Genomic DNA, 13,988 nt, shown 5'->3' on the forward strand with positions numbered 1-13,988 from the left:
TTAGGCATTACTACATATCATCGTCCGAATCAGAAACGTCATCATTGTCGTCATCATCAGAATCGTCCTCGGAGACATCATCAGCGTCATCATCTGATCCGTCAACACTATCACTATTATCAGATTCATCTACCAACACTTCCTCGCTCACACCCTTGCTTTCACCATCAGTGTCAGGCCCGAGGAGCTCAGCCAAGAGGTTGTCGATTTCATCGGCACTTGGCTCTTCTTGTTGGACGACATCAGGTTGTCCAGGCTGTTCACCAGTATAACCCTCAGGACTTTGTTCTTCAGTAGGACGCTCGTTCATTGCCATTTCAGGATGCGTACCCGTCTCCGTGTCGATGATGTCATTGGTAGGGTCTTCCGTAGCCGATGTCTTGTCGTGTTCGTTGAGAGCCAAGAAGCCTCCCGTCTGGTCCATCATTGCCTCCATATCGCTATGAGTAAGATTTGCGTCAGCCTGAGCCACGAAATTGCCATTCGTATCAAAGACTCCCTCGAAGACACCATCGCCATCCACATCCACCAACATGAGTGGTACGCCATCAGGCGTATGCGCCATCACAGCCTGCATCTCGTTGCCGGCCTGGTCATAAGCCGTGGTAAAGCCGTCTATCTCCACGACGGAAGGAGCATCGATGTCATCCTTGTCGATTTCCTCGGCATGGGCAATCTGCTCTGCCACTTCCTGAGGAGTATCACCTCCCGTAGGATGATCAGGCTCTTGCGGATGACTTGGATTTTGTGATTGGGTTGGAGAGCCTGGCTGAGTAGAGGTTCCAGAGTTTGCGCCATTGCCAGTGGTAGGCTGAGGCTGAGAGATGTCGTCTTGCGCCGCAGAAGAAGTTGCAGTTGTCCCGGAATTTTCCTGTACAGTTTCATTCTCCTTGTTTTCCTCTGTAGGCTTCATCTTTTCATCAGTCACCTCCTCGGTAGGTTTCTCCGGATCCACCTCATTGCCATTCCCAGAGAAGATATGGGCTACTCCTGCTCCAGCAGCTGCAGCAGCTGCCAAACCAGCAGCAGTTAGTGTCACTCTCGTATTGTTACTACCAGCCTTGGCTTTGCCTTGACCATTGGCGTTAAATTTCTTTGTATTCATAATCTTGTTGTTTTAAAGTTTTAACTGATGCAAAGATAGACATTTTTCGGCTACATGTGATGCCTCAAAGGTGTATCTTTCACGAACAGACAGGGATTTATTGACGAATAGTATCGTTTCGCTGACGACTTGCCTTTTTACCCGGTTCTTATACCTCCATCGAGTTTACCATTTGGTGAGAACCACATTGAAATGACTCTTTGGGCCGATGAGCTGTGGGTGTTGCGGTGCCTCGCTGCTCTTGGTTCTTTCGGTCACATCGGCATATACATATTTATATAGTTCGGCGACGGTAATCTTTCGGTCACCATTGGCATCTGCCTTGCCACGAAGTCCCTTGAGTACGGCTTGCGAGAAAAAGCCATTGCCCAGCCATTGGTTCTCCCAGGAAAGTTCGTTGGAACGGCTTGCCATCATAAAGGTAATCTTATTGCCTGTCGCCTGTCCCCAAGTGTAGTTGGAGCCAGCATCATCGGTCACGCTGCCCGACTTACAGGCATCAACAAAACAAAAGATGTTTGGGGTTCGTGCCGTGGAGAGTTTCTTCACGATTTCCTTGTAAGGCAGGAGCATCGGACCATATCCCACGATGCTGCCAGCCGTGCCGTGTCCTGAGAAAAAGAAGATAATCTTGTCCTCAGCCTTGGCAAGCTTAACGATGGCATCCAACTTCTTCATGATGTTCTCTGGCGTGGCGTACTTACTGGTAATGGTTGCCACGACCGCTCCTTGCTGCTTCCATACAGACTGCATCTCTTTCACGTCCTTGGTCGTATTCGCCAAGTTCACTTCCGTGTCATTATAGTTACTCACACCAGCCAGCAAAGCATAGGTGCGTTGTGCGTTGACCTGAAGAACAATAAACAACAGGGTCAGCAAAAGCATTGAAATCTTTTTCATTGTATATCAATTTTCATTATTATGGTTTATACTTATTTTACTATCCACACTTGCACTTGGAGCATTGCATCATCCTGATGTCACGGCTCTTCAAGATGTTGGCACACTTCGGATTAGGACAAGCATGGAATTTCTCCCTTTCCCCTTGCAGTTTCTTCTTCTTCTCCCCAGGATTGAAGAAGATGGTACTCAGCAAGGACACGGCAGAGCCCAGGCGAAGGAGCATCAACTGCAAAGGTCCATGCTGCACAACAAACGAGCCCACAAGCGCTATCAACGAGGCAGAGGCTATCAGCAACCGCATACGCTTCGCCATCGCCTCGGAACTCTCCGCCTTGGCATCAAACTCATCCTCCAACTGGTTAAGATACTCGAACTCCTCCACAAAGTTCTTGTTTTGCAGATGAATGGCATAGAAAGAGCAACCATTGGCGTTACTAGGTCCCAGACAAATGAAGGTCATGGGCGTAATCACCAAAGTACCCACTCGGCGCATATCACCATTTTCATCACGAACGAAGGTACCGTTGGTGGAATTCAAGTCCTCCAACGTCCATACACCATTGTCATCTATCGTAACACGAGCATGCTGATGACTCACACCCGTCTGCTTGATTTCAAAGGGTTGATTCCCCTCTGTTCCCAATATGAACTGTTTCATTGTTTCTAATTTTTATACTTTTAGCAATTGCGTCCTTGTAGATTTTGAGGGTCTTCTTGGACACGTTGACCTTAATCTCATTCCCTTGTCCCGAGAGTACCATCACTTGCTTCATCAAGTCGATTTTCTGCAAGAAGGAATGGTTGACTATCAGGCTTCTGCCGACTCTGACGAATTTCGACTTCTTCTCCTTGAGATTCTTGAGCACTTGTTCCACCTTGGAGATGCCAGAAGTCAGCATGATTTCCCGGCGATAGATGGTCAGTACCTTAGAATAATTGCCGTTGGCCTGTACCACCGCTATCTCCTCGGAATCAACGACGGTAAGCTCGTCACGTGTGTTGAAAAATAACTTTTCCATAGCGTTTGATTATATTTTTTTCAGTAATTCCGCCGCATCCTCAATGCCATTGTCTGCGGCACGTTGGAGCCAAGCCTTAGCTTCTATGAGCGATTTTGTTACTCCAAGTCCATCCAAAAAACAGCATCCCACTAAATATTGAGAATAGCCATCATTCTTCTCGGCAGCCATCCTCAGCCAATAGAAAGCCTTAGAAAAATCTCTAGTTGTTCCATGCCCATCATAATAGCACTGCCCCAACAAAGCCATCCCATCAACATCATTTTTCAATGCTGAAAGGGTAAAAAGCCGAAAAGCCTTACCATAATCTTTTGGCACGACAACGTTGTCACCATTGCCTCCCGTAAGATAGCACAATCCAAGCTGAGCTTGACAAATTGACGAACCGCATCTTGCCCCCTTGGTCAAATATTCCAAAGCCTTCTCGGCATTCGGTTCCGTTCCTTGTTCCGTATAATAAGTATATAAATCAAAACAAGCGTCAGACCATCCAAGTTGCAAAGCCTCCTGGTAAAGTTGCAAAGCCTTGGTTGGATTAACAGAAACCCCAGTTCCCTTCTCGTATATATACCCCAAGTTACACATGGCAACAGGATATTTCAATTTCACAGCCTTTTGATACCATTCGGCACTTTTCGCCAAATTTTTCTTGGTGCCTAACCCTTCCTCGTAAGCAACACCCAACAAACTCAATGCCTCAGGATTATCTTTACTTGCCGCCTTCCGAGCATATTCCAACATTTTCTGCCCATTCTTTCCTATAACTACACCAAGATAATAACACGCTGCAACTTCTGCCTGCGCATCCACATCACCACGGTCTGCCATAGACTTCAACTTTTCAAAAGGAATGGAATCTCGCAATCCAATCAATTGATATGGCTTGAAAGTCTTGTCCAATTGGAAAATATCCTCATCTGCTTTCGGTTCAACTGAAAAAGTAACTTGATAGGTAGAACCAGCAACCAACCCATTGATACCAAATTTATCAAAATTCAACATGAATGGAGTTGTCTCCGAAGATTTTATCCTCAACTGCTTGGAACCACCAGTCATATAAACAAACAAGGCATTAGCTTTGCGCAAGGGTGCCCCAATTACATTTCCATCGAAAGTCATACTATTATCATCAGTCACAACTTTGATAACGGCACATGGTTCCCCATTCAAGTCTTGACGCTGTTCGAGTTTTGGGAAGTCAGATTCCAACTTTTGCATATCGGCCACTTGCGAAAACGCAGAGCCGTACGCACCCAATGTCAGCAACGCATCACAAATCCATCTTTTCATAGTCCTTCTATTTTAATTCATCCAAAGCATTCTTAGCATTGTCCACGCCTTGCTCAGCAGCTCTCTGATAACATTCTCTCGCTTTTCTGAGATCTTTAATAGTACCTATTCCGTTCTGGTAACACACCCCAAGACAATATATGGCATAAGAAAAGCCCTGATCAGCAGACATCTTGGTCCAAAAGTAACACTGCTGCGGATTGTAATGTTCCAAATCATCTTCCGCACCATATATCATCCCCAACAAGCATTGCGAATGGCTATTTCCCTGCATAGCAGCCTTCTTACTATAGTCCAAAGCTTTTTCCACATCTTGCTCGACACCTTGACCTAAATAATAGCAAATTCCAATGTTTGTCGATGCTAAAATATATCCGTTGTCTGCAGACTTACGAAACCATTTCAGTGCTTCCGTAAAGTTTTGCCCTACCCCTACTGCATTGTAATACATCGACCCCAACATGAACTGAGCATTAGCATCATTTCCATCTGCACCTTTTCGGAACCAGTTCATGGCCTGTTTTAAGTCTTTGGCGACACCAAATCCGTTGAAGTAGCACTTCCCCACTTGACACATAGAGTAAGCATCGCCTTGCGAAGCTGCCTTTTTGAACCATTGATAGCACTTGGCATAATCTATAGGTACTTCATCAGAACCCACTGAATAAATATCTCCTAATTTTCTTTGCGCCAAACGATTATTTTTATTAGCCAAGTTAGTCAACTCTTTTACCGACATGGCATTGTAGTTGAGTTGTATGTCGTCCAGCGAAGTTTCTCCTTCCCCCATCTCTACCACATACGTTGCTTTGGATTCCATTCTGGGTAAGGAAACCGTCACACTTGCACCTTTAGAAGGATGCACGGTAAACTCCTGCGTAACAGCAGGAACATATACCAAATATTCATTCCCATCTCGTTTCACCTCTCCTACAATGTCCCCTGCAAACTTCACATTATTATCCAATATCTGGACACGAAGCAGAGCACACGACTTTCCTTTGGCATCCTTACGTTCAAGAATACTTGCAGTCAAATCCTCCTGCACCTTTTCTACCTTCATGCAAACCCAATTATCAGCTAACACTGGACATAGACTTGAATAAAAGAAGGCAGAAATAGCAATTATCTTTTTCACTCCAATCATACGCTTAATGAACTAAACCTAATTCCGCAACACTATAATTTAATATTTTTTTATAAGTGCCTGAGCAACAAAAAGTTGCTCAGGATTTTGACATGTCAGAAAATTCACTTATCTTAGTGCTGCAAAAAACAAATAAAACTCTGAATGACATGGCAAAAATACATATAAAATCTGAAAAACTCATTCTTTTTGGAGTTTTTTTTCGATTATGGAGAAATTATTTGCTCTTCCGGAAATCCGTGATTATCCGTGATGTAATCTTAATAATCCGTGATATATCCTTTCGTAAACATATCGTAGGACAGAGCTTCCAGTTCGGCAAGCGTCATGTGCTCTACGGCATGTTCTATCTTGCGAATCAGTTCATCTCTCTTGAAATCGTCGTTATCGCTCAGGCGCGATGTAAATCTATTGCTCATCGATTTTTAATGTTTAATGTGTAATGTTTAATATTTACTTCGTTCATAGGTATCGATGACATTGCCATCATATTCCTCATGGGTGAGCAGACGGACATCGTGAGGAAGGCGAGGAGCCTCGGTGCCTTTTTCCACAGACTTCCCGACTGCTGTTTCCACCCTGATTTCATCCCAAAGTCCTGCATCAAGGAAAGCCTGATGGGTGATGGCACCTCCCTCCACTATCAGAGATTGCACCTTATTAATATATAGGTGGTCCATCATCTGATCCAGCACACCGGTCTTTCCCTGAGAGAAATCCAAGCCCTCGAAGCAAGGGTGATTTCTGTCGATGACCAGTCGCAGAGGATCCTTACCGCTCCAGTCACGCACATTCAACTGACTATGGTCGCGCTCATCGGTGATTCTACCTACCAGGATGGCATCGTTCTCGGCACGCAGTTTGTGGGAAAGCATCTTGGTGAAAGGAGAGGAAATAGCCATTCCCTTACCTCCGTCATCGAGAAAACCGTTGACAGTCTGCGCCCATTTCAAAATCACGTAAGGGCGCTTATGGGTATTATAAGTGATGAAGCGCTTGTTGAGTTCGAGACATTCCTTCTCCAGTACGCCCACCGTCACTTCGATGCCAGCCTCGCGGATTTTCTGAATGCCGCGCCCCTGCACCTTGGCAAACGGATCTACACAACCGCAGACACATCTTTTCACTCCTTTCTTTACTACGAGGTCGGCACAAGGAGGCGTCTTGCCGTAATGCGAACAGGGTTCGAGACTCACGTAAATAGTGGCTTCATGCAGCAGCGGCTCATCCTCCGGTCTGACAGAGGCAAAGGCATTCACCTCAGCATGTCCCTCGCCGCAGCGCACATGATAGCCCTCGCCGATAATTCTTCCATCGGCACTCACAATGACGGCTCCCACCATCGGATTGGGTTTTGCATTCTGCCTTCCATTCTTCGCCAACTGCAGGCAGCGGCGCATAAACATTTCATCTATCTCCTGCTGAGAGAGTGGCTCTCCCGTCCAAGGATTCTGAAAAGAGACTGCTTTCTGCCCCTTATCTGCATTCTGCTCTATATTTCTTTTTTGCTCCATATCTATTTTTTTCTTCCCTTTTGATCTTATTTTCAATAAAATTATGTACTTTTGCCAGTGAATTCAATGAAAGTCAAACAAGGCTCATTAAAATGAAAACTTATCAACAACTTTGGCAATCCCTCACTCCACTCTATGAGACTGGCGAAGCGCAAGCTATCGTCCGCACCGTGCTCGACGTGAAATACGGTATGACTTTGACCGACATAATCTGCGGCAAAGTTAATGAATTATCTGCAGATGAAGAAAGAAATCTGGAAGAAATTGTAGAAAGACTGCAAAATGGCGAACCGGTACAGTATGTGCTGGGCAAAGCCGACTTTGCCGGAAGAACCTTCCATGTAGAGCCGGGTGTGCTGATTCCGAGACCCGAAACGGCGGAACTCTGTGAATGGATGGCGAAATCTGCCTCTCCTCAACCAAGAATCATGGACCTCTGTACAGGCTCTGGCTGCATTGCCATTACCCTGAGTCTTGAGATTCCAAATTCGAAAGTATTAGGAATAGACATTTCCGACTGCGCCTGCAGAATTGCCACAGAGAATGCCAAGTTGTTGTCTTCTAAAGCATGCTTTGAGAAAATGGATGTCTTTAAACTGCTTGAAAGGTATAGGAAAGATACAAAGGATTCTCCCGAAGTGGATATGATCGTGAGCAATCCTCCTTATATCTGCGAGAAAGAAAAGATAGATATGGCTAAGAATGTCTTGGATTATGAACCAGGTATCGCCCTATTCGTTCCCGACGAAGATCCTCTGAAGTTCTATCGGGCCATCGCCGAGATTGCTTCCATCAGACTGCGCTGTGGGGGATTCCTCTATTTCGAAATCAACCCTATCTACGAAAAGGAAACCAGGGAAATGCTCGAAGGCTTCGGTTTCAAGGATATTGAGACAAAGGAGGATTCTTTCGGGAAAAAGAGAATGATGCGAGCTGCTAAAAAATAAGAAACAATATGGAATATGACAATTATAAACCGCGTCGTGCGAAGAAGCCGATGACTGAGCAACAGGCACTCCTGAAACTTACGACTCTCTGCACCCAGTCGGAGCACTGTTCGCAGGAAATGCTCGACAAAATGAAGAAATGGGAACTGCCCGAGGATGCTATCGCCCGCAACATGGAGTTCCTCATCCAGAAGAAATTCGTGGATGATGAGCGCTTTACCCGCTTCTTCATCAACGATAAAATCAAATATAACAAATGGGGACGGCGCAAAGTGGAACAGGCTCTCTGGCTGAAACATATCTCCAGAGAAATCTCCGACCCTATCTTTGCAGAAATTGAGGAAGAACTCTATATGGAGACACTTCTGCCCCTGATGAGAAACAAGTATAAGACCATCAAGGCGAAAAACGACTACGAGCGCTCCATGAAGCTCATCCGCTTTGCCTTAGGCAGAGGTTTCAGCATGGATATTATCCGCAAATGCATTGACAAAATGGGAGTAGAAGACGTAGAATTTTAATACAATTACATATATGCGACTCAGTATCTTAGCAAAAATCATAGATATGCTTTCCCCCCGCTACTGTCCGGTTTGCGGAAATCGGCTCAATGGCGAGGAGGAAAGCATTTGTGTTTCATGCAATCTGTTCCTACCCAGAACCGATACATGGAAAGACCCTTATAATAATGAGATGGCAAAGATGTTCTGGCACCGTATTCCCATCGAGAAAGCCTGCGCCCTCTTCTATTACAAGGGCCATGCCTTCACCAGCAACATTCTCTATCAACTGAAATACAGTCACCGCCCGGAAGTTGCCACAGACTTGGGAATGCTCCTGGCTCAGGAAGGAATGAAAGTGCACTTCTTCGACGACATCGACGGCATCATTCCCATTCCGCTTGCACCCCACCGCCAACGGCAGAGAGGCTACAACCAGAGCGAGGAAATCGCTAAGGGAATCGCACAGGTGACCCACCTCCCCATCTACACAAATATCGTGAGAAGAAACGTTTTCAAGGAAAGTCAGACCCAAAAAGACCGCTGGAGAAGAAACGAGAACGTGAAAGAAGCCTTTGAGCTCTACCCTTCCTACCGCCCCGACCAAGAGAAAGGGAAAAACAAAAGCGGCTCCATCGCAGGCAGACATTTCCTGATAGTAGATGATGTCTGTACTACGGGAGCCACTATCTGTGCATGTTGCCAGACGCTTTTGAAAGCCGGCAACATGAAATTCAGCGTTTTATCTATCGGATTAGCTGGGGAATAACTTTCCTTACTTTTACAGTACTATCTGCACCAGTTTCGCTTGATTTAATACTTGGCAATTTTACGCCATTTCTACGATATATGCAACAAATTAAAGACTTTTAACCTTACCAAGGTCTCACTTTAGCAAAAAGAAATGTACCTTTGCAGCATAATAATATTAAATCCTTTAAGATTATGGACAAACTGAAGAAAGAATTTGCATCAAAGTTATTGAAAGTAAAGGCTATCAAGTTGCAGCCTAACGATCCATTTACATGGGCTTCTGGCTGGAAATCTCCTTTCTATTGTGACAACCGTAAGACTCTGTCTTTCCCAGAGTTGCGCAACTATGTGAAGCTCGAATTGGTACACGCCATCCTTGAGCAGTTCCCAGAGGCTGACGCCGTAGCCGGTGTTGCCACAGGAGCCATCGCACAGGGTGCATTGGTAGCTGATGAGCTGAACCTGCCTTTCGTATATGTACGTTCTAAACCAAAGGATCATGGTATGCAGAACCTCATCGAGGGTGAGTTGGATCCTTCAGCTAAGGTTGTTGTAGTAGAAGACCTGATTTCTACTGGTGGCAGCTCTCTCAAGGCAGTAGAGGCTCTCCGCAAGAACGGTAATGAGATTGTGGGCATGGTAGCCAGCTACACCTATGGTTTCCCTGTAGCAGAGAAGGCATTTGCTGATGCCAATGTCAAGCTCGTTACACTCACCGACTATGAGCACGTAGTGGCAGAGGCTCTCGAGACTGGTTACATCAAGCAGGAAGACGTAGAGTTGCTCCACGAGTGGCGCAAGGATCCAGCCAACTGGAAGAAGTAATACCTGTCTCTACATAGGCATTTACAAGAAATATGAGTACAAGTACATTCGAAAGTAATATCAAACAGATTCCTCATAAGCAGGAATCTGTTTTCAATACATTGAGCGACCTCAACAACCTGCAGCGCCTGAAGGATAAGTTTGAACAGGTGAAAGACCAGATTCCAGCCGACAAGCGTGAGCAGATGGACAAGATCAAGGATCTCAAGTTTGATACTGACAGTATCTCTATCACCGCCCCTATGGTAGGTGAAATCAAGATGCGCATCATCGACCGTGAGTTCCCTAAGACCATCAAGTTTGAGACCGAAAACAGTCCTGTACCGTTCAACTTCTGGATTCAGTTGCTCCCTACGGGGGAGTATTCCTGCAAGATGAAGCTGACCATCAAGGCTGAACTCAATATGTTTATCAAGGGAATGGTGAAGAAACCGCTGACTGAAGGCATCGAGAAGATAGCTGATGCTTTGGCGATGATTCCATACGAGGATTAATCCGAAGCCTCCCCCTTTCATTCAAAAAATTCAAAAGAAAATGGCACATAAACTTTGGGAAAAGAACTTTGAAGTAAACAAGGAAATCGAACGTTTCACCGTAGGCCGCGACCGCGAGTTGGACCTCTACCTCGCCAAGTATGACGTACTGGGCAGTATGGCTCATATCACCATGCTGGAGAGTATCGGACTGCTGGAGAAATCTGAACTGGACCAGCTCTTAGCTGAGCTCAAACAGATTTATGCCATCGCCGACAAGGGCGAATTTGTAATAGAAGACGGTGTGGAAGACGTACATTCCCAGGTTGAACTGATGCTCACCCAGAAGTTGGGCGAGATGGGCAAGAAAATTCATTCCGGCCGTTCACGCAACGACCAGGTACTCGTGGATTTGAAGCTCTTTACTCGCCACGAACTCAAGGAGATAGTAGATTCCGTCAAGATTCTCTTCGATGAACTTATCCAGAAGAGCAACCAGTACAAGGATGTACTGATGCCGGGTTACACCCATCTCCAAGTAGCCATGCCTTCCTCTTTCGGCCTCTGGTTTGGTGCTTATGCAGAAGGACTTGCCGACGACATGCTTTTCCTGCAGGCAGCCTACCGCATGACCAACCGCAATCCGCTCGGAAGTGCAGCCGGCTATGGCAGCAGTTTCCCGCTCAACCGCACCATGACTACCCAGTTGCTCGGTTTCGACAGTATGGACTATAATGTGGTCTATGCACAGATGGGTCGTGGCAAGATGGAGCGCAATGTGGCTTTTGCCATGGCTACCGTGGCAGGAACACTGGCCAAGATGGCTTTCGACGCCTGCATGTTCAACTGTCAGAACTTCGGCTTCGTCAAGTTGCCTAAGGAGTGCACCACGGGTTCCAGCATCATGCCTCACAAGAAGAATCCAGATGTATTCGAACTGATTCGTGCCAAGAGCAACAAGCTCCAGAGCCTTCCACAGCAGGTGATGCTCATCATGAACAACCTGCCAGTAGGCTATTTCCGTGATCTTCAGATCATCAAGGAAGTATTCCTTCCTGCCTTCGGTGAGCTGAAGGACTGCCTGCAGATGGCAGCCTATATCATCAACAAGATGGAAGTGAACGAGCATATTCTCGACGACCCTCGCTACGACCTCATGTTCTCCGTAGAGGAAGTGAACCGTCTGGCAGCCAACGGAATGCCATTCCGTGATGCCTACAAGACAGTAGGTCTGGAGATTGAGGCTGGTCACTTCACACCTTGCAAGGACATCCATCATACCCACGAGGGCAGTATCGGCAACCTCTGCAATGACAAGATAGAGGAGCTGATGAACCACACCCTCTCCGAATTCCATTTCGAGCGTATGGAGAATGCAGAAAAGGAACTTTTGAAGTGAAGAACGAAGAGTGAAGAGTGAAGAACGAAGAATCGAAGTTCGGTATCTCGAAGGGAAAGCCAATTCTTTGGCTCTAAAATTCAAAACGAGCAAAAAAGGATGAATCAAAAATATTCCTATATATATAATAAGGTGAAGAGCATGGTCGCAAAAGCCATGTTCTCCACCTTATTTCCTTTACTGCCCCTATCGATGGGCATTTCCACTCTTACTTCCTGTGGAGCGGAAGACAGCATCAGCCGTCGTTTTCTCTGCCGCTTTACGTTTCATACGCAGAACCATCCCGGCAATACGTTGGAAATAGCTCTCAACGGCTTTGGTACCTACACCTTCGTCAGTGCTTCCTACAAAAACAACATCTGGCATATCTACTCTACCCCCAACGATGGCAGGAACAAGACAGAAGACATCCGCATCACCGCAGCTACCGAACTGCAATATGCCAAGGTTTACAATTTAGGTGCTAACAACGGCATTATCATCGGCAACAGTAATTTCAATAAATACAGAGCCTACGATCGCCAGTGCCCAAACTGCATCGACCAGTATGGCGGTACCAACTTTCCCCTAAACTGGAATTCCGCCAACCGCCAACAGGTAATCTGCGCCAAGTGCCACCGCATCTACGACTTAGAGTATGGCAACATTATTGACGGAGCCGATGGTAGCCGCCTGATGGAATACAGCCTCTCGTATGGAACTGCAACGAACGGAACGGGCAAAGTTATAAGTGTTTATAACTGACCTCTAACATCCCCCTTAAAGCAGCAAATAGCAAATAAAAAGCTACTTTTTTCTTAAAATATGTAAATCTATTTGGCTGTTTCAGGAAATAATACTACCTTTGCACTCGCAATTCGATAACGCGGAAATAGCTCAGTTGGTAGAGCACAACCTTGCCAAGGTTGGGGTCGCGGGTCCGAGTCCCGTTTTCCGCTCAACTCAAACGTTTACCATGCCGCAATGGTGGAATTGGTAGACACGAGGGACTTAAAATCCCTTGGCCAGTAATGGCTGTGCGGGTTCGAGTCCCGCTCGCGGCACTCTCCCCTTTAAATTTTTCATCTATGAAAAAATTTGCTTACATCATATTTTTATTCGCTACGCTTTTTATCACCTCTTGCGGTGTAGGTAGTGGTCATTTTAGGTTTGAAGGCAAATTTTTAAATATGAATCAAGGCGAATTTTATGTTTACAGTCCGGATGGTGGTATCAATGGTCTTGATACAATCAGAGTTGTCGGTGGCCGTTTCACCTATGAGTGTGACTGCAAGAACCCTTTCACGCTGATGGTCGTATTCCCTAACTTTTCCGAGCAGCCTATCTTCGCAGAGTCTGGCGCTTCTGTCGATATCAAGGCAGACGCATCCCATCTGAAGGAACTGTCCGTAAAGGGCACCAAGGCAAATGAGCTGATGAACCAGTTCCGCGAGAACATCCTCAAACTCTCTCCTCCTGAAGAAAAGGCGAAGGCGGAACAGTTTATCAAAGACCATCCAGAGTCTATCGTCAGCACTTATCTCATCAGAAAGTATTTCGTCAATACCTCCCAGCCTGATTATGCCAAGGCCTATACATTGACGACAAAGGTGACAGAGGCACAGCCACAGAATGGTAGTTTACAGAAGATGCTGCAACAGTTGAAGCAGTTGAAGACAATAGATACTGGCAGCCGCCTGCCTCAGTTCACGGCATACGACATCCAGGGCAAAATGGTTTCCAGTACTACCCTCCTCAGTGCTCCAGTAGCAGTTATCAGCACCTGGGCATCCTACAATTACGACAGTCAGGACCTGCTCAGAGAATTGAAGAAGCGCATGCAGGATTCCAAGGGTCGTCTGAAATTGATGAGTATCTGCATCGACCCATCAGCCACAGACTGCAAGCGAAATCTTACAAGAGACTCTATCTCCTGGCCAAACATCTGTACTGGCGATATGCTGGAGGACAAAACGCTGCAGAAGTTGGGCATGACCGCAGTTCCAGACGTCATCGTCTTGCAGAACGGCAAGATTGTAGCCCGGGGACTGAAGCGTGAAGAACTGAAACGAAAGTTAGACCAGCTGCTGAAATAATCAGCTTGCAGAATTTCTACATAAAGCAGATAACTGCA

The 13,988-nt window shown here is 46.1% G+C and carries 16 protein-coding genes and 2 tRNA genes; 10 read left to right on the forward strand and 8 right to left on the reverse strand.

Features of this window, described 5'->3' with window-relative positions; translation table 11 throughout:
- Positions 1 to 10 precede the first annotated feature (10 nt).
- The 8 genes from KUA50_RS10715 to ribD form a co-directional block, all read right to left on the reverse strand.
- Positions 11 to 1,105, reverse strand: a complete 1,095-nt coding sequence (locus KUA50_RS10715; protein WP_218456162.1) for a hypothetical protein — start codon at positions 1,103 to 1,105, stop codon at positions 11 to 13.
- A gap of 165 nt (positions 1,106 to 1,270) precedes the next feature.
- Entirely contained in the window at positions 1,271 to 2,005 is a 735-nt protein-coding gene (locus tag KUA50_RS10720; RefSeq protein WP_218456161.1) for a caspase family protein, read from the reverse strand.
- Between the two features lie 40 nt (positions 2,006 to 2,045).
- Positions 2,046 to 2,666, reverse strand: a complete 621-nt coding sequence (locus KUA50_RS10725; RefSeq protein WP_218456160.1) for an FHA domain-containing protein — start codon at positions 2,664 to 2,666, stop codon at positions 2,046 to 2,048.
- On the reverse strand, positions 2,623 to 3,027 hold the full coding sequence (locus tag KUA50_RS10730; RefSeq protein ID WP_218456159.1) for a LytTR family transcriptional regulator DNA-binding domain-containing protein: 405 nt from the start codon (positions 3,025 to 3,027) through the stop codon (positions 2,623 to 2,625). The genes KUA50_RS10725 and KUA50_RS10730 overlap by 44 nt, the downstream gene beginning before the upstream one ends.
- Positions 3,028 to 3,036: 9 nt before the next feature.
- The gene (locus KUA50_RS10735; protein WP_218456158.1) at positions 3,037 to 4,317 is read right to left on the reverse strand and encodes a tetratricopeptide repeat protein; all 1,281 of its coding nucleotides are present in this window, start codon (positions 4,315 to 4,317) and stop codon (positions 3,037 to 3,039) included.
- Between the two features lie 7 nt (positions 4,318 to 4,324).
- Positions 4,325 to 5,380, reverse strand: coding sequence for a tetratricopeptide repeat protein (locus tag KUA50_RS10740; protein WP_218456157.1), 1,056 nt, complete (start codon positions 5,378 to 5,380; stop codon positions 4,325 to 4,327).
- Between the two features lie 344 nt (positions 5,381 to 5,724).
- The gene (locus KUA50_RS10745) at positions 5,725 to 5,883 is read right to left on the reverse strand and encodes a hypothetical protein (protein ID WP_022110683.1); all 159 of its coding nucleotides are present in this window, start codon (positions 5,881 to 5,883) and stop codon (positions 5,725 to 5,727) included.
- 27 nt (positions 5,884 to 5,910) lie between these two features.
- On the reverse strand, positions 5,911 to 6,870 hold the full coding sequence (gene ribD / locus KUA50_RS10750) for a bifunctional diaminohydroxyphosphoribosylaminopyrimidine deaminase/5-amino-6-(5-phosphoribosylamino)uracil reductase RibD (RefSeq protein ID WP_256624149.1): 960 nt from the start codon (positions 6,868 to 6,870) through the stop codon (positions 5,911 to 5,913).
- A gap of 200 nt (positions 6,871 to 7,070) precedes the next feature.
- Here ribD and prmC point away from each other — a divergent pair, with 200 nt between their 5' ends.
- From prmC to KUA50_RS10800, 10 genes are all read left to right on the forward strand, one after another.
- Positions 7,071 to 7,925 carry a peptide chain release factor N(5)-glutamine methyltransferase gene (gene prmC / locus KUA50_RS10755; RefSeq protein WP_218456155.1) on the forward strand — a complete coding sequence of 285 codons (855 nt, stop codon included), beginning with the start codon at positions 7,071 to 7,073 and terminating at the stop codon, positions 7,923 to 7,925.
- An 8-nt stretch (positions 7,926 to 7,933) separates the two neighbouring features.
- A complete protein-coding gene (locus KUA50_RS10760) occupies positions 7,934 to 8,446 on the forward strand; it encodes a regulatory protein RecX (RefSeq protein WP_218456154.1) in 513 nt (170 codons plus the stop codon).
- A gap of 172 nt (positions 8,447 to 8,618) precedes the next feature.
- On the forward strand, positions 8,619 to 9,194 hold the full coding sequence (locus KUA50_RS10765; RefSeq protein ID WP_318346032.1) for a ComF family protein: 576 nt from the start codon (positions 8,619 to 8,621) through the stop codon (positions 9,192 to 9,194).
- Between the two features lie 176 nt (positions 9,195 to 9,370).
- Positions 9,371 to 10,003 (forward strand): orotate phosphoribosyltransferase, encoded by a 633-nt coding sequence (gene pyrE, locus KUA50_RS10770; protein WP_022110688.1) that lies wholly within the window; start codon positions 9,371 to 9,373, stop codon positions 10,001 to 10,003.
- Between the two features lie 32 nt (positions 10,004 to 10,035).
- Positions 10,036 to 10,497: a hypothetical protein gene (locus tag KUA50_RS10775; RefSeq protein ID WP_022110689.1), complete on the forward strand. Its 462-nt coding sequence runs from the start codon at positions 10,036 to 10,038 to the stop codon at positions 10,495 to 10,497.
- A 40-nt stretch (positions 10,498 to 10,537) separates the two neighbouring features.
- Complete coding sequence (gene argH, locus KUA50_RS10780) at positions 10,538 to 11,875, forward strand: argininosuccinate lyase (protein ID WP_218456152.1); 1,338 nt, start codon at positions 10,538 to 10,540, stop codon at positions 11,873 to 11,875.
- 99 nt (positions 11,876 to 11,974) lie between these two features.
- Entirely contained in the window at positions 11,975 to 12,619 is a 645-nt protein-coding gene (locus KUA50_RS10785; RefSeq protein WP_218456151.1) for a hypothetical protein, read from the forward strand.
- 121 nt (positions 12,620 to 12,740) lie between these two features.
- Positions 12,741 to 12,813 (forward strand) — tRNA-Gly (locus KUA50_RS10790).
- 19 nt (positions 12,814 to 12,832) lie between these two features.
- A tRNA-Leu gene (locus tag KUA50_RS10795) sits at positions 12,833 to 12,918 on the forward strand.
- 126 nt (positions 12,919 to 13,044) lie between these two features.
- Positions 13,045 to 13,950 carry a DUF4369 domain-containing protein gene (locus KUA50_RS10800; protein ID WP_218456150.1) on the forward strand — a complete coding sequence of 302 codons (906 nt, stop codon included), beginning with the start codon at positions 13,045 to 13,047 and terminating at the stop codon, positions 13,948 to 13,950.
- Positions 13,951 to 13,988: the final 38 nt, after the last annotated feature.

The organism is Segatella hominis, assembly GCF_019249725.2.
Lineage (GTDB): Bacteria > Bacteroidota > Bacteroidia > Bacteroidales > Bacteroidaceae > Prevotella.

What these genes read in the sequence shown, in the direction of transcription:
- KUA50_RS10765 (WP_318346032.1), top strand. Translation starts at nt 8,619, where the DNA reads ATGGCAAAGATGTTCTGGCACCGTATTCCCATCGAGAAAGCCTGCGCC.
- KUA50_RS10720 (WP_218456161.1), bottom strand. Translation starts at nt 2,005, where the DNA reads ATGAAAAAGATTTCAATGCTTTTGCTGACCCTGTTGTTTATTGTTCTT.
- KUA50_RS10715 (WP_218456162.1), bottom strand. Translation starts at nt 1,105, where the DNA reads ATGAATACAAAGAAATTTAACGCCAATGGTCAAGGCAAAGCCAAGGCT.
- KUA50_RS10725 (WP_218456160.1), bottom strand. Translation starts at nt 2,666, where the DNA reads ATGAAACAGTTCATATTGGGAACAGAGGGGAATCAACCCTTTGAAATC.
- KUA50_RS10800 (WP_218456150.1), top strand. Translation starts at nt 13,045, where the DNA reads ATGAATCAAGGCGAATTTTATGTTTACAGTCCGGATGGTGGTATCAAT.
- KUA50_RS10730 (WP_218456159.1), bottom strand. Translation starts at nt 3,027, where the DNA reads ATGGAAAAGTTATTTTTCAACACACGTGACGAGCTTACCGTCGTTGAT.
- ribD (WP_256624149.1), bottom strand. Translation starts at nt 6,870, where the DNA reads ATGTTTATGCGCCGCTGCCTGCAGTTGGCGAAGAATGGAAGGCAGAAT.
- KUA50_RS10740 (WP_218456157.1), bottom strand. Translation starts at nt 5,380, where the DNA reads ATGAAGGTAGAAAAGGTGCAGGAGGATTTGACTGCAAGTATTCTTGAA.
- KUA50_RS10760 (WP_218456154.1), top strand. Translation starts at nt 7,934, where the DNA reads ATGGAATATGACAATTATAAACCGCGTCGTGCGAAGAAGCCGATGACT.
- argH (WP_218456152.1), top strand. Translation starts at nt 10,538, where the DNA reads ATGGCACATAAACTTTGGGAAAAGAACTTTGAAGTAAACAAGGAAATC.
- prmC (WP_218456155.1), top strand. Translation starts at nt 7,071, where the DNA reads ATGAAAACTTATCAACAACTTTGGCAATCCCTCACTCCACTCTATGAG.
- KUA50_RS10775 (WP_022110689.1), top strand. Translation starts at nt 10,036, where the DNA reads ATGAGTACAAGTACATTCGAAAGTAATATCAAACAGATTCCTCATAAG.
- KUA50_RS10785 (WP_218456151.1), top strand. Translation starts at nt 11,975, where the DNA reads ATGAATCAAAAATATTCCTATATATATAATAAGGTGAAGAGCATGGTC.
- pyrE (WP_022110688.1), top strand. Translation starts at nt 9,371, where the DNA reads ATGGACAAACTGAAGAAAGAATTTGCATCAAAGTTATTGAAAGTAAAG.
- KUA50_RS10745 (WP_022110683.1), bottom strand. Translation starts at nt 5,883, where the DNA reads ATGAGCAATAGATTTACATCGCGCCTGAGCGATAACGACGATTTCAAG.
- KUA50_RS10735 (WP_218456158.1), bottom strand. Translation starts at nt 4,317, where the DNA reads ATGAAAAGATGGATTTGTGATGCGTTGCTGACATTGGGTGCGTACGGC.